This window comes from Burkholderia sp. AW49-1 (assembly GCF_053427845.1).
The window spans coordinates 895,936-916,135 of the sequence record NZ_JBSAXF010000001.1; the positions used below are offsets into that span (position 1 = coordinate 895,936).

Annotated in this window: 20 protein-coding genes; 7 read left to right on the forward strand and 13 right to left on the reverse strand. The window is 66.5% G+C overall.

Annotated elements, in window-relative coordinates:
• Nucleotides 1-63 precede the first annotated feature (63 nt).
• Nucleotides 64-726 carry a glutathione S-transferase family protein gene (locus tag ACV22W_RS03860; protein ID WP_448017837.1) on the reverse strand — a complete coding sequence of 221 codons (663 nt, stop codon included), beginning with the start codon at nt 724-726 and terminating at the stop codon, nt 64-66.
• 303 nt (nt 727-1,029) lie between these two features.
• Between ACV22W_RS03860 and ACV22W_RS03865 the strand changes: the two genes are divergently transcribed.
• Complete coding sequence (locus ACV22W_RS03865) at nt 1,030-2,388, forward strand: polyhydroxyalkanoate depolymerase (RefSeq protein ID WP_448017839.1); 1,359 nt, start codon at nt 1,030-1,032, stop codon at nt 2,386-2,388.
• Nucleotides 2,389-2,510: 122 nt separating this feature from the next.
• Here ACV22W_RS03865 and ACV22W_RS03870 read toward each other — a convergent pair whose 3' ends face one another.
• The 7 genes from ACV22W_RS03870 to ACV22W_RS03900 form a co-directional block, all read right to left on the reverse strand.
• The gene (locus tag ACV22W_RS03870; protein WP_448017841.1) at nt 2,511-2,978 is read right to left on the reverse strand and encodes a DUF3761 domain-containing protein; all 468 of its coding nucleotides are present in this window, start codon (nt 2,976-2,978) and stop codon (nt 2,511-2,513) included.
• 68 nt (nt 2,979-3,046) lie between these two features.
• On the reverse strand, nt 3,047-3,184 hold the full coding sequence (locus tag ACV22W_RS03875; protein ID WP_167359252.1) for an HHHH-motif protein: 138 nt from the start codon (nt 3,182-3,184) through the stop codon (nt 3,047-3,049).
• 292 nt (nt 3,185-3,476) lie between these two features.
• Nucleotides 3,477-3,911: a cupin domain-containing protein gene (locus ACV22W_RS03880; RefSeq protein ID WP_059818690.1), complete on the reverse strand. Its 435-nt coding sequence runs from the start codon at nt 3,909-3,911 to the stop codon at nt 3,477-3,479.
• 70 nt (nt 3,912-3,981) lie between these two features.
• Nucleotides 3,982-4,749 carry an ABC transporter ATP-binding protein gene (locus tag ACV22W_RS03885; protein ID WP_448017842.1) on the reverse strand — a complete coding sequence of 256 codons (768 nt, stop codon included), beginning with the start codon at nt 4,747-4,749 and terminating at the stop codon, nt 3,982-3,984.
• Between the two features lie 33 nt (nt 4,750-4,782).
• A complete protein-coding gene (locus tag ACV22W_RS03890) occupies nt 4,783-5,496 on the reverse strand; it encodes an ABC transporter permease (protein WP_448017844.1) in 714 nt (237 codons plus the stop codon).
• Nucleotides 5,493-6,182 carry an ABC transporter permease gene (locus tag ACV22W_RS03895; protein ID WP_448017846.1) on the reverse strand — a complete coding sequence of 230 codons (690 nt, stop codon included), beginning with the start codon at nt 6,180-6,182 and terminating at the stop codon, nt 5,493-5,495. Before ACV22W_RS03895 ends, ACV22W_RS03890 begins: the two co-directional genes overlap by 4 nt.
• A 175-nt stretch (nt 6,183-6,357) precedes the next feature.
• A complete protein-coding gene (locus ACV22W_RS03900) occupies nt 6,358-7,131 on the reverse strand; it encodes an ABC transporter substrate-binding protein (protein ID WP_059531821.1) in 774 nt (257 codons plus the stop codon).
• Nucleotides 7,132-7,626: 495 nt separating this feature from the next.
• Here ACV22W_RS03900 and hutC point away from each other — a divergent pair, with 495 nt between their 5' ends.
• Nucleotides 7,627-8,322 carry a histidine utilization repressor gene (gene hutC / locus ACV22W_RS03905; protein WP_448017848.1) on the forward strand — a complete coding sequence of 232 codons (696 nt, stop codon included), beginning with the start codon at nt 7,627-7,629 and terminating at the stop codon, nt 8,320-8,322.
• 16 nt (nt 8,323-8,338) lie between these two features.
• On the opposite strand, the gene ACV22W_RS03910 is transcribed toward hutC, so the two are convergent.
• Nucleotides 8,339-9,580: a glycosyltransferase gene (locus tag ACV22W_RS03910; RefSeq protein WP_448017849.1), complete on the reverse strand. Its 1,242-nt coding sequence runs from the start codon at nt 9,578-9,580 to the stop codon at nt 8,339-8,341.
• 94 nt (nt 9,581-9,674) lie between these two features.
• On the opposite strand from ACV22W_RS03910, the gene ACV22W_RS03915 reads away from it, so the two are divergent.
• Together ACV22W_RS03915 and ACV22W_RS03920 are read left to right on the forward strand one after the other, a co-directional pair.
• Nucleotides 9,675-10,295: a TetR/AcrR family transcriptional regulator gene (locus ACV22W_RS03915; protein WP_448017851.1), complete on the forward strand. Its 621-nt coding sequence runs from the start codon at nt 9,675-9,677 to the stop codon at nt 10,293-10,295.
• Nucleotides 10,296-10,547: 252 nt separating this feature from the next.
• Nucleotides 10,548-10,901, forward strand: coding sequence for a hypothetical protein (locus tag ACV22W_RS03920; protein ID WP_059466632.1), 354 nt, complete (start codon nt 10,548-10,550; stop codon nt 10,899-10,901).
• A 51-nt stretch (nt 10,902-10,952) separates the two neighbouring features.
• Here ACV22W_RS03920 and ACV22W_RS03925 read toward each other — a convergent pair whose 3' ends face one another.
• From ACV22W_RS03925 to ACV22W_RS03940, 4 genes are all read right to left on the reverse strand, one after another.
• Complete coding sequence (locus ACV22W_RS03925; protein ID WP_448017853.1) at nt 10,953-11,780, reverse strand: alpha/beta fold hydrolase; 828 nt, start codon at nt 11,778-11,780, stop codon at nt 10,953-10,955.
• Between the two features lie 109 nt (nt 11,781-11,889).
• Nucleotides 11,890-12,807 carry a LysR family transcriptional regulator gene (locus ACV22W_RS03930; protein ID WP_448017854.1) on the reverse strand — a complete coding sequence of 306 codons (918 nt, stop codon included), beginning with the start codon at nt 12,805-12,807 and terminating at the stop codon, nt 11,890-11,892.
• A gap of 238 nt (nt 12,808-13,045) precedes the next feature.
• A complete protein-coding gene (locus ACV22W_RS03935; protein WP_006761486.1) occupies nt 13,046-13,291 on the reverse strand; it encodes a DUF3717 domain-containing protein in 246 nt (81 codons plus the stop codon).
• Between the two features lie 263 nt (nt 13,292-13,554).
• Entirely contained in the window at nt 13,555-15,090 is a 1,536-nt protein-coding gene (locus ACV22W_RS03940) for an amino acid permease (protein ID WP_448017856.1), read from the reverse strand.
• Nucleotides 15,091-15,686: 596 nt separating this feature from the next.
• Here ACV22W_RS03940 and ACV22W_RS03945 point away from each other — a divergent pair.
• The 3 genes from ACV22W_RS03945 to argG all read left to right on the forward strand — a co-directional run bounded on the left by ACV22W_RS03945 (nt 15,687) and on the right by argG (nt 20,103).
• Nucleotides 15,687-17,219, forward strand: a complete 1,533-nt coding sequence (locus ACV22W_RS03945; protein ID WP_448017857.1) for a diguanylate cyclase — start codon at nt 15,687-15,689, stop codon at nt 17,217-17,219.
• Nucleotides 17,220-17,365: 146 nt separating this feature from the next.
• Entirely contained in the window at nt 17,366-18,436 is a 1,071-nt protein-coding gene (locus ACV22W_RS03950) for an FUSC family protein (RefSeq protein WP_448017859.1), read from the forward strand.
• A gap of 329 nt (nt 18,437-18,765) precedes the next feature.
• Complete coding sequence (gene argG, locus ACV22W_RS03955; protein WP_059531840.1) at nt 18,766-20,103, forward strand: argininosuccinate synthase; 1,338 nt, start codon at nt 18,766-18,768, stop codon at nt 20,101-20,103.
• Nucleotides 20,104-20,200 lie beyond the last annotated feature (97 nt).

A 20,200-nucleotide genomic window follows, 5' to 3' on the forward strand; every position in this document is an offset into this window, starting at 1 on the left:
GGCGGCAGTTCGTTTCGATGGACGTGCCTGCATCCGATTCAACGCAAGAAGGTACGTCGGGCGTCAGAACTCCATGTCCAGTTCGTCGATGTCTTCGTGCTCCGCTTTCGCGGCATCGATCCACTCCGCGACGAACGGATGCGCGAGGATGCGCATGCAGTACTCGGCGATATCGGGTTCGAGTTTCACGTCGTAGGTCAGGAATCGCGTGACGACCGGCGCGTACATCGCATCGGCGACGCCGATCCGCTCGCCGAACAGCCAGGGGCCGCCGTACGCGGCCAGACAATCGCGCCAGATCGTCACGATGCGCTCGATGTCGTGCTGCGCACGCGACCAGATCCGGAAACCGGGAAAATGCGCGCGCAGGTTCATCGGCAGCGCGGAGCGCAGCGCGCTGAAACCGGAATGCATCTCGCCGCAGATCGACCGGCAATGCGCGCGCGCACGCCGGTCGTCGGGTAACAGCCGCGCCTGCGGTCGGATCTCGTTCAGGTATTCCGCGATCGCGAGCGTATCCCACACCGTGCTGCCGTCGTGCGTCAGGCACGGCACGAGGATCGACGGCGACAGCAGCAGCAACTCCGCGCGCGATGCCGCGTCGATCGGCACGCTGACGGTCTCGAACACGAGGCCGCTCAGTCTCGCGAGCAGCCAGCCGCGCATCGACCACGACGAGTAGTTGCGGCTGCTGATGGTCAACGTCGTCCGCCCGGTAGCTTCCATGTCGCTCTCCCGCTGATTGCCGTTCGTGCCCCTGCACCGAAAGCGCACGCCGCGCCACGCGAACCGCACCACGCCAGTGCGGCGCGTTCGCCGAAGTGGCGCATCGCCGCCTGGTGCAGAGGCACGGCCGTTACCCCGAACCGCAGCAGCAGCGCGCGGCGGTCGGTCGCCCGGCTGCACGGGGACCGCATGTATCGCAGTGTCCGTCGCCGCGTTCGAGAACCGCGTGCAACGCGCGTGCCAGCCGCCTGCTGGCACACGGCTTGCCTCGCTCCATGCAACGTGACGCGACGAGCGACGGACATGAACCTGCTTGCCTATCCGCTCTACCAATGGTCTGCCGAATGCCTGCGCCCGGCGCGCGCATGGGCAGCCGTCACACGCGCGACGATGTCGATGTGGCCGCCCGCCACGTCGACGCCGACGGGCCGCATGGTCGACGCGCTGTGCGAACTGCTCGAATGCTGCGCGTTCTCGCACCGGCGCCTGCCGTTCGGCATCGCGTCGGTCGTCGTCGACGGCGAATCGGTGCCGATCGTCGAGGAAGCCGCGGCGGCCACGCCGTTCGGCACGCTGCTGCATTTCCGCAAGGCGCGGCCGGTTGCGCGCCAGCCGCGCGTGCTGATCGTCGCGCCGATGTCCGGGCATTTCGCGACGCTGCTGCGTGGTACGGTCGCCACGATGCTGGCCGATCACGACGTGTACATCACCGACTGGCACAACCCACGCGACATCCCGCTTTCGGCCGGGCGATTCGGCTTCGACGAATACGTCGGGCACGTGATCGATTTCATTCACCAGATCGGCCCGGACGCGCACGTGCTCGCGATCTGCCAGCCGACCGTCGCCGCGTTGTCGGCGGTCGCGCTGATGGCCGCCGCCGGCGATCCGACCCAACCCGCGAGCCTGACGCTGATGGCGGGGCCGATCGACTGCCGCGTGAATCCGACGAAAGTCAACGCGCTCGCCACGAGCCGGCCGATCGAATGGTTCGCGCGCAACCTGATCAGCGTCGTGCCGGCCGGCTTCGTCGGCGCGCAGCGGTGCGTGTATCCGGGCTTCGTGCAGGTCGGCGCGTTCATGTCGATGAATCCCGACCGCCATGCCGCTTCGTTTGCCGACCTCTACTACGAGCGTGCGAAAGGCGACCCCGCGAAAGCCGACACGCTGCGCCACTTCTACGACGAATACTTCGCGACGGCCGATCTCACCGCGGAGTTCTATCTGGAAACGGTCGAGAAAGTATTCCAGCAATACGCGCTCGCGCGCGGCGAGCTGCTGGTCGGCGACCGGTTGGTGGAACCGGCCGCGATCCACCGCACCGCGCTGCTGACGATCGAGGGCGAGAAGGACGACATCTGCGCCGTGGGCCAGACGATGGCCGCGCAGGAGCTGTGTTCGGGATTGCCGCCGTACCTGAAAACGCACCACGTGCAGACGGGCGTGGGCCACTATGGCGTGTTCAACGGCAGCCGTTGGGAAACGCAGATCTATCCGATCGTGCGGGCGACGATCCATGACAACGAGCCGTACGATCGCACCGCCGATACGGACGGCGGCGCGAGCGGCGCGCACTACGTGACGCTGCGGTCATTGCTCGATGCCCGCGCGGCCGATCGCGATGCGGCGGCGACCGCGCCGCAATCCGATCGCGTGCTCTGAACCCGCGCGGTACGGCAGCAATCGGCGCGGCACATCGGGTTGAAAACGAAGCGCCCCGCACGGATGGCGGGGCGCGATGCCGGTCAGTGCGCGAGCGGCAACGCTCGCGCATGCCGTCGATATTACGAACAGGCCTTGCCGTGCGACGCGTGGTAGCCCTTCGCCTTCGCATCGGCTTCCGACATGTAGCTGCCGTGCTTCGTCTTGCCGTAGTACTTGTCGGTCGCGCAGTGGTAGACCTTCGTGCTGTCGTTGGCCCACACCTTGCCCGCGCCGCCGCCGGGCGCCGCTGCCGCGGTCGTCGCGGGCGCGCTCTTCGCCGGTGCGGCGTCCGATGCGGCGGAAGCGGAAGCCGCGGTCGCGGGGGCTGCGGCCGGTGCGCTGGCCGCGGCTGCCGACGATGCGCCGTACCACGTCTTCACGCCCTTGTGACCGGCGCATGCGCCCTTCTTCGACGCGCCCGAGTAGAACGAGCCATCCTTGCACAGCCCGGTCGTGCCGGCCGGCGCGCTGGCCGGAACCTGTGCGAACGCACCGATCGACATGCCCATGCCCGCGACGAGCGCGGCGATCAACATCGTCTTTTTCATAGTCCTCTCCTGATTTGCCTGAACGGGAAAAACGTCCCGACGCGATGCCGGGAATACCGCGCCACGAGTCAACGGACCCAGCGGCACACGCGGTGATGGTGGTGATCGAAATGGCACACGCGGTGCGAATGGGCTTCGGCCAGCGCCGGGACGAGAGCGGCGCAGGCGACGGCCGTCACGGTCAGGATCTTCGCGATGCGGGTCATGACATTCTCCTGGGTAAGCCAGCCGGTGATCCGGCTGTTATCCCCTTAACGCCGGCCACCGATGTGCCGTGCACCGCACCCGCATCGAATTGACGATCTTTGACGGCGTGTAACGAAACGTCACGCGAGGCTGACAAACGTCTGTCTGTCATTTCTAATTCCTTACATGGCGAACGCTTCGGATGTCGAATGACCGAATCAGGGCAATGCGACTGAAGAAGGCCAATAAAAAAACCGCCCGAAGGCGGTCTTTCACCGGCACGTGGATGCCTCGCATGCGAATGAACGGCGGCTACGCGCCTGCGTCGCCCCACGGCGTCGGTGCAGGCACTTCGCATGGCCCTTCGACGTCGATCGACTTGAAATCGGCCGGCCCGACGATCTCCAGATACTCCATGTCGGGCGAATAATCGAACAGATAATGCACGATTCCCGGTGCCTGGTGCACGCAGTCGCCGGCGTTCACCAGCGTCTCGCGGTCGCCGTACATGAAGCGCGCCCAGCCCTTCAGCATGATCACGATGTGAAACTCGGCCTCGTGACGGTGCCAGCCGGTGCCCGCCGTCGGTGCATGATTCGCCCTGACGAGTTGCGCGACGACCTTGCCGTTCGTCGCGGCCGCGATGCCGAGATCGCGATACAGGAAGAAGTCGCGCAGGCCTTCGCCTTGATAAGCGGTGTCCTGCGGCCTCACATGGGAAAACGCGGTAGGGGTCGGCGTGCTCATCGCGGCGCTCCTCGATCGAAAGAGTCATCCGGGACAAGCATTTGGCGTTCCAGGCCGCGGCAGCGTCCGCTTACTTGAGCCGCCCCGAGAGGAACTGCCCGAGCCGCTCGCTCTTCGGATTGACGAGAATCTCCCGCGGATCGCCCTCTTCCTCGATCTTCCCCTGGTGCAGGAAGATCACGTGGTTCGACACGTTCCGCGCGAAGCCCATCTCGTGCGTGACGACGACCATCGTGCGGCCTTCCTCGGCCAGCTTCTGCATCACCTTCAGCACTTCGCCGACGAGTTCCGGGTCGAGCGCCGACGTCGGTTCGTCGAACAGCATCACCTCCGGTTCCATCGCGAGCGCACGCGCGATCGCGACGCGCTGCTGCTGGCCGCCCGACAGGTGCGACGGATACATGCCTTCGACGCGCGGCGCGAGGCCGACCTTCTCCAGATACTTGCGTGCCCGCGCGACGGCCTCTTCCTTGCCGATCCCGAGCACGGCCATCGGCGCCTCGATCACGTTCTCGAGCACCGTCATGTGCGCCCACAGGTTGAAGTGCTGGAACACCATCGACAGCTTCGTGCGCATGCGCTGCAGCTGCTTCTGGTCGGCCACGCGCAGCGCGCCGTTGCGGTCGCGCGTGGTCTCGATCGGCTCGCTGCCGATCGTGATCTGCCCCGAGCACGGCTGTTCGAGGAAGTTGATGCAGCGCAGGAACGTGCTCTTGCCGGAGCCGCTCGAGCCGATGATGCTGATCACGTCGCCGGCCTTCGCCTTCATCGACACGCCCTTCAACACCTCGTTGTCGCCGAACTTCTTGTGCAGGTTGTCAACGGTGAGCTTGTACATGCTTGGTCCTTCCTTGCGAATCTTGCGAATGCGTTAATGGCCGCGCGGCGACAGGTACGCGAGCCAGCGCGTCTCGAGCTTGCGGAACGCCCAGATGAGCGCGAACACGACGATGGCGTACAGCACGGCCGCGATGCCGTAGGCCTGGAACGACATGTACGTGGCGGAGTTGACGTCGCGCGTGACCTTCAGGATGTCAGGCACGGTCGCGGTGAACGCGAGCGTCGTCGCGTGCAGCATCAGGATCACTTCGTTGCTGTAGCTCGGCAGCGAGCGGCGCAGTGCGGATGGCAGGATGACGCGCGTATAGAGCGTGAAGCGCGACATCCCGTAGGCCATCCCGGCCTCGATCTCGCCGGCCGACGTCGCCTTGATCGCGCCCGCGAAGATCTCGGTCGCATACGCGCATTCGTTCAGCACGAACGCGAGCAGCGTGCAGTTCATCGCGTTGCGGAAGAACGTGTCGAGCAGCACGTGGTTGTGCACGACCTGCAGGCTGTAGATGCCGGTGTAGCACATCAGCAGCTGCACGTAGAGCGGCGTGCCGCGGAACACGTACGTATAGAGCCACACGGGGCCGGAGATCCAGCGGTTCGACGACGCGCGCGCGATCGCGAGCGGCACGGCCAGCGCGAAGCCGAGCGCGATCGACACGACCAGCAGCCACAGCGTGATCGCGAGGCCACTGAAGCGGTAGCCGTCGGTGTAGAGATAGCTTTGCCAGTACTGGCTGACGAGTTCGATCACAGTGCAAGCCTCCGGACGCCCACGGAATAACGCTTCTCGAGGTGGTGCAGCACGACGTTCGACACCGTCGTGATCGCGAGGTAGATTGCGCCCGCCGCGAGCGTGAAGAAGAAGAAATCGAGTGTGCTCTTGCCGGCGTCCTGCGACGCTTTCACGACATCGGCGAGGCCGATGATCGATACCAGCGCCGTGGCCTTCACGAGCACCTGCCAGTTGTTGCCGATGCCCGGCAACGCGAAGCGCATCATCTGCGGGAACAGGATCCGGTGGAATACGCGCCAGCCGCTCATTCCGTATGCGAAGCCCGCTTCGAGCTGACCGCGCGGCACCGCGAGGAACGCGCCGCGGAACGTCTCGGTGAAGTACGCGCCGTAGATGAAGCCGAGCGTCACGACGCCGGCCACGAACGGGTCGATGTCGATCTGATCCCAGCCGAGCATGTCGGTGAAGTTGTTCAGCAGGATCTGGATCCCGTAGAACAGCAGCAGCATCAGCACGAGATCGGGCACCGCGCGGATCAGCGTCGTATAGAACGTGCCGACCGACTTGAGCACGCGGTTGGTCGACAGTTTCGCTCCCGCGCCCGCGAGGCCCAGTATGAGCGACGCGGCGAGCGACAGCACCGCGAGCTTCACGGTCTCGACCGTGCCGGCCCACAACAGCGGGCCAAATCCTTGGAAGATCATATAAGGGATCCAGAACGAAATGGCTGGATTGTCAATAGCCATTAACCGCGCATCAAACGATATCTGCGCACTACCTGATGCGACTTGCTCATCAAGCCGGACGTATCATGCGAAGCGGGTTGCACGCGGCAACCGACGCGGCGCGCGCCACAGCCGACGCGCGCCGCATGGACGATCAGCCGCCGTAGACGTCGAATGCGAAGTACTTCTTCTCGAGCTTCTTGTACGTGCCGTCCTTGATCATGTCGGCGATCGCGTGATCGATTTTCGCCTTCAGGTCCGCGTCGTCCTTGCGCATCCCGATGCCGGCGCCGTTGCCGAGCGTCTTCGGATCGTCGATGTCCTTGCCGGCGAATTCGAAGTTCGCGCCGCGCGGCGTCTTCAGGAAGCCGAGGTCGGCCTGCACCGCGTCCTGCAGCGCGGCGTCGAGGCGGCCGGACATCAGGTCCTGGTACACGCCGTCCTGGTTCTGGTAAGGCACGACCTGCACACCCTTCGGCGCCCAATAGGCCTTCGCGTAGGTTTCCTGAATCGTGCCCTGCTCGACGCCGACCGACTTGCCCTTCAGCGATTCGGCCGTCGGTTGCAGGTTCGCGCCCTTCTTGGCGACCAGGCGCGTCGGCGTGTTGAACAGCTTGTCGGAGAACGCGATCTGCTCGGCGCGTGCCGGCGTCATCGACATCGACGACAGCACGCCGTCGAACTTCTTCGCCTTCAGCGCCGGGATCATCCCGTCGAAATCGTTCTCGATCCACACGCATTTCGCCTTCAGCCGTGCGCAGATCTCGTTGCCGAGATCGACGTCGAAGCCGACGACCTTGCCGCTTGCGTCCTTCGATTCGAACGGCGGATAGCTGGCGTCGACGCCGAACCGGATCGTCGACCAATCCTTGGCGTGGGCACCGACCGCGAGGCAGGCAAGGGCAATACTGAGCGCGAGTTTCTTCATGGCGTTCCTGTCATAGGCGAACTGGGCACGGGTCCCGCCGGCGTCGCCGCCGCGAACCCTTCCAACCCGGGAGCCGCCTGTCCGGTGACTCTCGAAGTTGTACATACAACTTTGCCTTTTTCAAGTCACTGCCAGCAATCCGTGTTTATCTCTAATTGTCGGTTGATTGTTTCCATGAGCGAATTTCCCTTATATTTCAATTCGCTACAGATTACATGCAGATGAAATCCAGCTTTCTGTGTGGATTCCGTGCGTCGTCGGTGCGCCCGCATTTGTCTATACTTTTCCGTCTATCGAGCTCGCCGACGCGGCGACCGCGGTCCGTACGGCCCCTGCGGGCTCCCCGACCGGCGCGCCGGATGCAGGCCGGAATTACCCGAATCCCGGGCCCACAGTCGGGCCCGCACCGCGTCGAACCCGGTACACTCCGCCCGGACACCGCACGAAGGCCGGCCTGCAACGGCACGCGGCCGCCGTCTCTTGAACAGCAATGCAATGACCACACCGATCTATCAGGAAATCAAGGACTTCATCCTCGCGCGCATTCATGCAGGCGAGTGGGCGGAAGGCGACCAGGTGCCGTCGGAGAACGAGCTCGCGCGCGAATTCAACGTCGCGCGGATGACGGTCAACCGCGCGCTGCGCGAGCTGACGGCCGAACAGGTGCTCACGCGCACGCGCGGCTCGGGTACGTACGTCGCGTCGCCGAAATACGAATCGACACTGGTCGCGATCCGCAGCATCTCGGATGAAGTCGCCGCGCGCGGCCATGCGTATCGTGCGCAGGTGCTGGAGGTCGGCGCGGCCGTCGCCGACGCGAAGCTCGCCGACGAGCTGCAGCTCGACACCGGCAGCCCGATCTTCCATTCGCGCGTGCTGCACTTCGAGAACGACACGCCCGTGCAGCTCGAGGAGCGCTGGGTCAACCCGGCCTGCGCGCCCGAATATGCGTTGCAGGACTTCACGACGACGACGCCGAACCAGTACCTGACGCGCGTCGCGCCGCTGCAGCGGGTCGAATACCGGATCGAGGCCGCGATGCCCGATGCGGCAACGCGCCGCCACCTGTCGATGGACGAACGCGAGCCGTGCCTGCTGCTGCATCGGCGCACGTGGTCGCAAGGGATGGTCGCGTCGGTGGCCAATCTGTGGCATCCCGGCAGCCGTTACCGGTTCACCGGGCACTTCTGACGCGAAGCGGACGCGTTCAGCGCACGCCTGGGCGCCCCCAGCGCTCGATCGCGTCAACCGCCGGCCGCACCCCGTCCTCCCGCGCGATCCGCGCACCCAGTTCGACGGCACGCGCTTGCGTGTCGGCGCGTGCCGCGAACGCAATCGCGTGTGCAAGCGCCGCCGCGTCCACGCGGCGCCCCGCCACCGGCGCATCGGCCACACCGAGGCGTTGCAGCCGGCTCGCCCAGAAGAACTGATCGCCCGCGAACGGCACGACGACCGACGGAATGCCCGCCCGCGCGGCCGAATGCGTGGTCCCCGATCCGCCGTGATGGATCGCCATCGACACATGCTGAAACAACCGATCGTGCGGCGCGTCATCGGTCACGCACACGTGCGCCGGCAGCATCGACGCATCGATGCCGCTCCAGCCCGGATGGAACAGCGCGCGCCGGCCGTCGAGCGCCTGCAGCAGCGCGTCGACCATCGCGCCCCGGTCGAACCCGGCCATGCTGCCGAAGCCGATATACACGGGCCGATCGCCCGCATCGAGGAAGCTCGACAGCGCGGGCGGCGGCGTCCACGCCGGCGCGTCGACGCGCCACTGACCGCATGCCAGCACATGCGACGGCCAGTCGGCCGGATCGGCCAGCAGCGCGGGCGACACGCCGTACAGCATCGGATGATCGGTCCATACGCGCCGGCGCGGCGGCAGTCCGCACACGCTGGCGCGCGCCGCATCGGTCGCCTTCCTGAACGCGTGCCACAGCAGCCCGTTCACGAACCTGTGGCTCGCGCGATTCAGCCAGCGCGGCACCTTGCCGGGCGGCAGAAACGGCGACGCGAACGCCGCGGTCGGCGTGATCGGGATCATCCCTGTGCCGACCGCCGGCACGCCGCGATACTCGGCGATCGACAGCCCGACGAACGACGCCAGCCCCGACACCAGGATCGCATCGCAACCGGCCGACGCGGCCGCGACTTCGCGCATCCATGCCGCCGTATTCGCATTCGCGATCGCGGCGAGCGCCTTCGACGTGTCGTTGAAACCGCCGCGCCCGCGCACCGCGTCGGACAACGCGCCATCCGGCGCGATCGCCGCGCGGATGTCGCCGGACAGCGGCGCGCAAGGCACGCCGAGCACGGCGGCCGAACCGAGCGTCGCGGCGTCGGCCAGCAACCGGACCTCATGGCCGGCATCCAGTAGCGCGCGGCCGAGCGCCGCGAGCGGGCGCGTGTCGCCTTCGGTGCCGTAGGTGGCGATGACGAGCTTCATGCGTGGCTCCTCCTGCACGATGCAGGCGAGTGGATTCATAAAAATGCACGTCGTATACTAATGCAATTCGTGCACTTTAAGTCGATACCGAACCATGCCGACGACGACCGACGATCCGGGCCGCCGCGCACGCAAGCGCATCCAGATGCTCGCGCATCTCGCCGACACCGGCGCACGCCTGTTCGATGCGCACGGCTACGATGCCGTGACGATGGAACAGATCGCCGCGCAGGCCGATGTCGCGAAGCGTACGCTGTACAACCACTTTCCGACGAAGGAGGCCGTGCTCGCGCACTGGCTCGAAGGCGAACTCGCGCGCGACCTCGCGCACCTGCAGCGTGACGTCGCGCGACGGCGGACCTTCGCGTCGCGGATCGCCTGCGTGCTCGACGCGTCGGCCGCATGGTGCGAACAGCATCCGGTGTATCTGCTCGCATACCTGCGGCATCGGTTCCTGAGCATCGGTGTGGTGGAAGCGGAAAGCGGGAAGGACGGCGGCGGCGACATCGCGCTCGTGTGGCAGCAACTGATCGCGGCCGGACAGCAGACGGGCGAACTGAACCCGGCGCTGGCGGCCGACCAGCTCGCCACGTGGTTTCATCACCTCTATCTCGCGGCGATGCTGCGCTGGCTGACGGTGCCTGGTTTGTCGCTGAAGCGGGAATTCCGGTCGGTCGCGAAGCTGTTCGTCGAAGGCGCGCACGCGAAAGCGTGAGCGGTCGCGCAGGCGGCGCCCGGTCAGGGAAGTGCGTCTGCGTCGAACGCGCACCGCGAGCGACGACCGTTGAAGGCATCGCATGATGCGAAGGGGTTTTTACAACGGTCGCACGGACGGGATGCCAAATTTCCCGCGCAGCAGTATGCTGGTGCCGTACGACCGCGCACGATGCCTCGGGCAATCCCTTAGTCCGCACCTCGTCGCGCCGCCGTCGCGACCGCAATCACGCGTTGCAAGGAGGGCTTCTTGATGGCTACCACGCATCAGCACTTCCACCTCGAACTACGCCACGCCACCGCGCCGACGTATTTCATCAGCTACCTGTTTCCCGCCTTGCTGTTCGTCTACGAACTGCTGCGCGTCGGCCAGTGGATCCGCGATCACGGGATGCAATTCGCCGCGTTCAAGCAGATGGGTTACGAGTATCTGCTGATGCTGCTGTTCGTCGGGCTGCAGATCGTCGTCGAGGCGATCTTCCTGCTCGGTGCCGCGATGCGTCGCGACAATCGCGACTTCGAGCACCGGCTGCCGAACGTGGTTCTCGGCATCGGCTGCTCGATCGCGATTCTCGCGATCGACCTCGCAATCCAGTTGTCGTTCTGAGTGCCGGCGGGCCCGGCCCGCCGGTCGCATCGCACGCCGGCGCCCTGGCGTTCAGGCGAGCGCGTCGCGCAGGAACGTCGCCACGGCCGCGAGTACGTCGTCGGTCCGCTCGCGATGCGGCATATGTCCGCATCCGTCGAGCAGCAGGAACGACGACGGCCCCGCGACGCGCGAGGCGATCCGCTTCGGATGCACGTCCGACCCGTATTCGTCCTGCTCGCCGTGAATCGCGAGCGTCGCGCAACGCACGCGCGGCAGTTCGTCGTCGAGACGCCAGTCGCGAAACGCCGGCGACAACCACGTGTCGACCCACGCACGCAGCACCCATTCGGCCTTGTCACCGTGATAACGCGCGAGCCGCTCGAGCTGGCCGGGTGCGTCGAACTGCTGCCCCGCCTCGCGAATGCCGTCACGCGTGCGATCCTCGACGAACGCCTGCGCGGAAACCGTCACCAGTGCGCGGCAACGCGCGGGATACGCGGCCGCGCATCCGACGGCCATGCCACCGCCGACGCTGTGCCCGAACGCCACGAACGCATCGATGCCGAACCGCTCGAGCAGTGCATGGAATCCGTGATCGGCCTCGTCGCGCACGAACGTCATGCCGAGCTGCCCCTGATGACGATCGGACCGGCCGAAGCCGAGCCGGTCGTATGCGATCACGTCGCGCCCGGTGGCGCGCGCGAGTTGCGCGGGGAAGTCGCGCCAAAGCTCGACGCAGCCGAGCGAATCGTGCAGCAGCACGATCGGCGCGGCCGGCTCAGGCGCGGCCGGCTCAGGTGCGGCCGGTGCCTGCGCGGGCACACCGCGCCAGCGCTTCGCGAAGAGACGCCCTTGCGGCGTCTCGACCCAGGTCTCCTCGGTCACGATTTCGGTCATGTGTGTCGTCTGCATGAAGGCGGCCGCACGCGGGCGGGCCGCATCGAATGCCGACGATGGTGGCCCGGCGACGCGCGCGGCGTCAAGCAAGGCCCCACCGCCCGCACGCTCATTCGGGCTGCGGCGGCAGATATTCCATCTGCGACTCGTCGTACAGCCGGTAGATCAGCGCCTGCATCGCGCGGATGTCCTCCGATTCGTCGAGCATCCGCATGCTCATGATGATCGGCGACACGAGGTTCGGATCGTCGAGCGGCTTGTAGCTGATGTCGTCGCGCTTCAGGCCGTACACGCTGTGCGGCACGACCGACACGCCCTCGCCCATCGCGACGAGCCCAAGCGCGATCTGCAGTTCACGCGTCTCGTAGATCTTGCGCGGCTGCAACGCGCGATCGTGAAAGGCGGCGAGCACCTGGTCCGCATAGCTCGGCCGCGGCGCCTTCGGGAAGATGATCAGCGTGTCGTTCACCAGATCGTGCAGCGACAGCACGGGCTTCGCACCGTCGAGCACGTGGCCGACCGGCAGCGCGACGATCATCCGCTCCTCGCGCAGCACGACGCGCCGCACGCTCGGATCCTCGTGACGGATGCGCCCGAACCCGACGTCGATGCGCCCTTCCTTCAGCGCCTTGATCTGGTCCATCGTCGACATCTCGTGCAGGCTCAGCTCGACGGCCGGATATTCGCTGCGAAAGCGCCGGATGATCTTCGGCAACATCCCGTACAGCGTCGAGCCGACGAACCCGACCGACATGCTGCGCTCGATCTTGCCGACCCGCTTCGTCATCGATTCGAGTTCGGCGGTCTGCGCGAGCAGCTGCACCGCGTGCGAATAGAAGAACCGCCCCGCGTCGGTCAGCTTCAACGGCCGCGCATTGCGCTCGAACAGTGGCACGCCGAGCGCCTCCTCGAGCTGCTGGATCTGCCGGCTGAGCGGCGGCTGCGCGATGTGCAGGCGCTCGGCCGCGCGCGTGAAATTCCGCTCCTCGGCAACCGCGACGAAGTAGCGGAGGTGTCTCAACTCCATGTTCGATCCCTCCCGGACCGGCAACGGACGTTCATTCGGCCCCGCGCGCATGTGTGTCGCGCCGGTCGTCCCGTGATCGCCTGATCCCGATGCCATGACGATACCTCAGCCCGCGCCGATACCGGCGCGACCAGCGCCATGCCGCCCTCGCACCGGCACCGCGCGAAGCAAAACGGGAAGCCGCCAGGCTTCCCGTTGCTTCATCGACGCCGCGTCGCGGCAACGTCCCGACCGCGCGTCACGCCTCGGTCGCGTACAGCGCGTCGCGCTGCGCGTCGCTCAGCGAGTCGAGCGGCACGTCCGGCAGCCGATAGCAGATCATCGCGCCGTACAGCTCGGCCAGGCAGTTGCTGCCGGCGTCGAGCGCGTAGCCGTCCTCGCCGTCCGGCGCCGGCGGATACACTTCTCGCCACGCGTTGATCGCGGCTTCGATTCGCACGATGGAAACGGGTCCGGCCTTCCGCTCGGCGGGTGATGCGCTCATGGATTCCTCTGGGTTGCGCGCCCCGCAGGCCGTGCCGGCCGCGGCGGAGCGATGAAAACGCCGGGCGCCGCCGGCCGCCGCGACAGGCGCGCGCCGGATGCCCGATCCGCGCCGCGCTCGTCGCGCCGGCCGGGCCGTGACCCGGTAGGGTCGGGCAATATAACCGGCTTTGACCCCGTGCAGGGAAAAGCGGACAAAAAAAACGGGAAGCGCGCGGCTTCCCGTTTCGTTGCGCCATCGCGCACGCGCATGCCGCGCCGGCATCAGCCCACGGTTTCGCGGTTCTCCACGCCCTGCAGCTGCGCGCCGCGGTTCGCGGCGACCCACGGTGCGATCTCCATGTCCTCGTAGCGCACGAAGCGGCTCTTGTTCAGGAACCGGTAGCCGAGCCACACGACGAGGAACAGCGGAATGCCGACGTAGGTCGCGGCCACGCCCGCCCAGTCGATCCGGTTCGCGAGGAACGCCTGGTAGTCCTGGCCGAGCGCGATGACGAGACACAGGACGAACGCGAACAGCGGGCCGAACGGAAACCACTTCGACTGGTACGGCAGCTGGTCGAGCGCGTAGCCTTGCGTCATGTAGCCCTTGCGGAACCGGTAGTGACTGATCGCGATACCGAGCCACGCGATGAAACCCGTCATCCCCGACGTGTTCAACAGCCACAGGTACACCGTCTTGTCGCCATACAGCGACGTGAAGAAGCACAGCGCGCCGACGGCCGTCGTCGCGTACAGCGCGTTGCGCGGCACGCCGCCCGGCGACAGCTTCGCGAACAGCTTCGGCGCGCGGCCTTCCGTCGCAAGGTTGTAGAGCATCCGCGTCGACGCATACATGCCCGAGTTGCCGGCCGACAGCACGGCCGTCAGGATCACCGCGTTCATCACGCCGGCCGCGAACGCGAGGCCCGCGTGGCGGAACACGAGCGTGAACGGGCTCACGCCGATGTCGGTCACGTCGCTCTTCAGCAGGTTCGGGTCCGTGTATGGAATCAGCACGCCGATCACGAAGATCGCCAGCACGTAGAACAGCAGGATCCGCCAGAACACCTGACGCACCGCGCGCGGGATCGTCGTGCGCGGGTTCTCCGATTCGCCGGCCGCAACGCCGATCAGTTCGGTGCCCTGGAACGAGAAGCCCGCGATCATCGCGACGCCCATCAGCGCCGGCAGGCCGCCCGCGAACGGCGCGTCGCCGATCGTCAGGTTGCCCCAGCCGTTGCCCGGCGCGCCTTTCAGAATGCCGAAGATCATCAGCAGGCCGACGCCGATGAACGCGACCACGGTGACGACCTTGATCAGCGCGAACCAGTATTCGGCTTCGCCGAAGCCGCGCACGGTCAGCGCGTTGAGCAGGAACATCACGCCGAGGAACGCGGCGCTCCACCAGACGCCCGGCACGTCCGGGAACCAGTAGTGCATCACGAGCTGCGCCGCGACGAGTTCGACCGCGATCGTCACGGCCCAGTTGTACCAGTAGTTCCAGCCGAGCGCGAAGCCGAAGCCTTCGTCGACGTATTTCGCGCCGTAGGTCGCGAACGAGCCCGACACCGGCATGAATGCGGCCATTTCGCCGAGGCTCGTCATCAGGAAGTAGACCATCAGGCCGATCAGCATGTACGCGACCATCGCGCCGCCGGGGCCGGCCTGCGAGATCGACGCGCCGGACGCGACGAACAGGCCCGTGCCGATCGAGCCGCCGATGGCGATCATCGTCAGATGGCGCGCCTTCAGCGCGCGATGAAGCTTGGGTGGGTTCGCGGACGAACCGGGTTGGTCGGAATTCGGAATTGCGGACATAAACGAGACGAACGTTGAGCGGGCCGGCATCCGGAGCCGGCGCATGCGGGATCGGGGCGCGGCGCGCCGCCTGCGGCGATGCATTCGATGCGGCCCCGATACGCGTTGCGCGCCGGGCGCCTGCGGCGAAGCGCGGATTCTACCTGATTCGCCGCGCGGACAGCTGAGCGCCGAACGCACCGCCGCCGCACGCAGACGCAGCAGAATCAACAAGTTGGAGGCGGCGCGGCGACGAGATGGCGGCACGGCCGCGGGTTGCGCGGCACAGGTCGTGCCATGCGCGATGGCGAACCGTTGCAATGCGCAATCAATGCGTCATCGCGCCGGCGCAATCGTCCGATCCTCTATTAAAACGACAAACCGATCGGCATGCGCCGGTAATAATCAGACAAAATACCGGCCATCCATAATCGATTCAATTCGAATTGGAACCGGCTCGCGGTGGTGGTATGTAATCGTTCCCAATCGCGACCGGCGCATGCATGTTTTGCATCGCGCGGCGAAATTCGGGAATTCGCGAGATAATGCCGCCTAATGCGAATTAATCACTGCGCGGAATCGTCCACGATGCAAATTTCCGCCGCCCGTCCCCGAGGATGAAGCCACACACGCCGCTCGCCACGCTGCGCCGTTATACCGCGTCGGCCGTGGCACGCATTCTGTCGCCCCGCGGCGTGCTTGTCGCGGGCATCGTGCTGCTGCTGTTCAGCTGGGGACTCTCGACGTCGCTTTTAATCGAGGCACGCCACGACGCATATGATCATGCGGTCGAAAATGCGCGCAACCTGATGCTGCTGATCGAGCGCGATATTTCCCGCAATATCGAACTGTATGATCTGTCGCTGCAAAACGTCGTCGACGGCCTCGCCGATCCGGAACTGATGGCATTGCCGCCGCACCAGCGTCACCGGCTGCTGTTCGACCGCGCTGCGAGCGGCGCATATCTCGGCGCCATTTTCGTGATGGATCCGCACGGCAATATCGTGATCGATTCGGCCGCATCGCCGCCGCGACAAGGCAATTTCGCCGACCGCGAATATTTCGCCGTGCATCGCGACCGGCTCGTGCAGGGTCTCTACATCAGCCGGCCGTATGCGTCCCGGCTGCGCGGCGGTGCATTGACGATCGCGCTCAGCCGACGCATCACGCTGGCCGACGGCCGCTTCGGCGGCATCGTCGTCGGCACGCTCAGCATCGACTACTTCCGCGCGCTGCTCGACGGTCTCGCGGTCGGCAAGCACGGCAGCGCGGCGATCGTCGAGGACAACGGCGTGCTCGTGTCCCGCCTGCCGTACGATGCACGCGTGGTCGGCCTCGACCTTCACCACGCGCCGCTCTTCATGGAGGCGCAGCGCAGCAGCGAAGGCGCGTTGACGGGCATCGGCGCGATCGACGGCGTGCGGCGCATCTATGTTTACAAGCATCTCGCGAATCTGCCGCTGATCGTCGACGTCGCGCCCGCCGAGATCGACATCTACGCGTCGTGGCGCCATCGCACGATCTGGACCGCCGTGCTGATGGCCCTGTTTACCGTGTTCATCGCGTGGGGCTCGCTCGCGCTGTCGCGCGAACTCAAGCGCCGGCAGATCGCCGAATCGAAGCTGTACCGGCTCGCGCACACCGATTCACTGACCGGGCTCGACAACCGCGGCACGTTCGACACGGTGCTCGCGAAGGAAGCGCAGCGCGCGTCGCGCAGTGGCCGTCCGCTGTCGGTGCTGTTCGTCGACGTCGACCATTTCAAGGCGTTCAACGACTACTACGGCCACCTCGCCGGCGACGACGTGCTGCGCCGCGTCGCGCAATCGGCGTCGCGCTGCCTGCGCCGCGACAGCGATCACGTCGCGCGCTACGGCGGCGAGGAATTCGTCGTCACGCTGCCCGACACCGATGCGCGGGGCGCAGCGACCGTCGCCGAAGGGATCCGCCGCGCGATTGCCGGGCTCGACATCGCGCACAGCCGCAGCCCGTACGGGCACGTGACGGCGAGCATCGGCGCCGCGACCGCCGCCGGCGGGCGCGTCAACGCCGCGACGCTGCTGCGGCAGGCCGACGAGGCGCTGTACCGCGCGAAGTCCGGCGGACGCAATCGCGTGTCGAACGCCGAGGCAAGCACGGCCGACGCGTGACGCGGCGGCCGGCAGCACCCGCGCCGTCGTGGACAGCCCGCGCGCGTTCGGCTAGCGTTACGTCAGCTGCGCGTGCGGCGCGGCGCCGGCCCGCGCTGGCCGCCCGCGCGTATTCCGGCCACCCCGCCGGCCACCCCCGCTCCGTCATGACCGCCCAGCTCCCTGCCCGACTGCCGCCGCTCCTGCGCCACGCCCTCCGTCCCCTGCTGGACCCTTACCGCCGCTACCGGCACGCGAAGCTGATTCATGCGGCGCGCGTCGCGCTCGCGATCCTCGTGTCGATCGCGTTGTCCACCGGGCTGCGCGTGCCGCACGGCGAATGGTCGACGATCACAGTGCTGATCGTCGTCGGCGGGCTGCAGCACCACGGCAACATCCGCAAGAAGGCGGCCGAGCGCGCGCTCGGCACGTCGATCGGCGCGCTCGCGGGGCTCGGGTTGATCCTGCTCTACTCCGTCCTGCACGCGCCGCTCGCGATCTACCTGCTGATGGCGATCGCGTGCGGGGTCTGCGCCTATCACGCGATCGGCAAGGCCGGCTACATCGCGCTGCTGTCGGCGATCACGATGGTGATCGTCGCCGGGCATGGCGACAACGAGATCGTCGACGGCCTGTGGCGCGCGGTAAACGTACTGACCGGCATCGCGATCGCGCTGGCGTTCTCGTTCGCGCTGCCGCTCTACGCGACCTACTCGTGGCGCTACAAGCTCGCCGACGCGCTGCGCGCGTGCGCGGCCGTGCATTCGCGGCTTGCGGGCGACCGCCACGTGAGCGACGACGCGCACCTGAAGGAAATGGCCGCGCTGAGCGCGCTGCTGGTGCAGCTGCGTTCGCTGATGCCGTCGGTGTCGAAGGAATGCGAGATCTCGGTCACGCACCTCGAGGCGATCCAGCGCAGCCTGCGCCTGTGCATCGGCTACCTGGAGATCCTGTCGAGCACGATGCCGGCCCGCGACGACCTGGCTGCCCGCGAATACATGCGCAACGACATGAAGGCCATCAACCGCCGCATCCGCGATACGCTCGTCGGCGCGAGCCGCGCGCTCAAGTTCGGCACGCCGAGCCGGCTCGCGGCCCGCCGCCGGCCGGCCGAGCCGCCGCACGACCTGCCTCCGCCGCAGTTGTCGGGCTATGTGTCGATCACGGCCAAGCTGGCCGGCGAAGTGGATCAGTTGCGCGAGAAACTGCTCGATACCGCGCAGGCGTGGAATATCTGAAGACCGGCGGATGGCGGGAAACGCCGGCAATACTTTCAAATATCTTTCATGAAGACGGACCGGCATCCCGTCGACGGCGACCGTGCCCGCCGGCCGATCCGGCCCCGGAAACCGGGCCTGCGCGCCGCCGCGTTTCCGCCGGTTTCGACAGCCGCCCGCGGCCGGTTCCCGCCGGATTCTCCGGCCGGTTAACCGCCCGCCGGGCCCGCCGCGACAGGCCCGACGACGTATTGGCGCGAAAATCAGGTCTTGCCCCAACTTCCCGGACAGCCGATACTCGCATATTCCGCGAAATACGATCCCACCGGCTTCAATCCACGGTAATTCCTATGAGCACGATTCTCGAAAGCCTCCCGACCGGCCAGAAGGTCGGTATCGCCTTCTCCGGCGGCCTGGACACCAGCGCCGCGCTGCACTGGATGAAACTGAAGGGCGCCGTCCCGTACGCATATACGGCGAACCTCGGCCAGCCCGACGAAGACGATTACGACGCGATCCCGAAACGCGCGATCGAATACGGCGCAGCCGGCGCCCGCCTGATCGACTGCCGCGCGCAGCTCGTCGCCGAAGGCATCGCCGCGCTGCAAAGCGGTGCGTTCCACATCACGACGGCCGGCGTCACGTATTTCAACACGACGCCGATCGGCCGCGCCGTGACGGGCACGATGCTCGTCGCCGCGATGAAGGAAGACGGCGTCAACATCTGGGGCGACGGCAGCACGTACAAGGGCAACGACATCGAGCGCTTCTACCGCTACGGCCTGCTCGTGAACCCGGATCTGAAGATCTACAAGCCGTGGCTCGACCAGACGTTCATCGACGAACTCGGCGGCCGCGCCGAAATGTCCGAATTCATGAACCAGGCCGGCTTCGCATACAAGATGTCGGCCGAGAAGGCGTATTCGACCGACTCGAACCTGCTCGGCGCGACGCACGAGGCGAAGGATCTGGAAAGCCTCGAAAGCGGCATCAAGATCGTGAACCCGATCATGGGCGTCGCGTTCTGGCGCGACGACGTGAAGATCGCCGCCGAGGAAGTGACGGTGCGCTTCGAAGCGGGCCAGCCGGTCGCGCTGAACGGCGTCGAGTTCAAGGACCAGGTCGAGCTGCTGCTCGAGGCGAACCGCATCGGCGGCCGCCACGGCCTCGGCATGAGCGACCAGATCGAGAACCGGATCATCGAGGCGAAGAGCCGCGGCATCTATGAAGCCCCGGGCCTCGCGCTGCTGTACATCGCGTACGAGCGTCTCGTCACCGGCATCCACAACGAAGACACGATCGAGCAGTATCGCGAGAACGGCCGCCGTCTCGGCCGCCTGCTGTACCAGGGCCGCTGGTTCGACCCGCAGGCGATCATGCTGCGCGAAACGGCACAACGCTGGGTCGCGCGCGCGATCACCGGCGAAGTGAAGATCGAACTGCGCCGCGGCAACGACTACTCGATCCTGAGCACGAAGTCGCCGAACCTCACGTATCAGCCGGAACGCCTGTCGATGGAGAAGGTGGCATCGACGTTCTCGCCGCGCGACCGGATCGGCCAGCTGACGATGCGCAACCTCGACATCACCGATACGCGCGACAAGCTGCGCGTGTATTCGCAAGTCGGCCTGCTGACGCCGGGTGAAGCTTCGGCGCTGCCGCAGATCAAGAGCGACAGCGGCGAGTAAGCAAGCCGTTTTCGTGAGCAGCCGGGCGGCATGAAAACCGCCCGGCTGCGTGCAGCACTTCCTTCCCTCCCCCTTCAAGCACGGCCGGATCCAGACC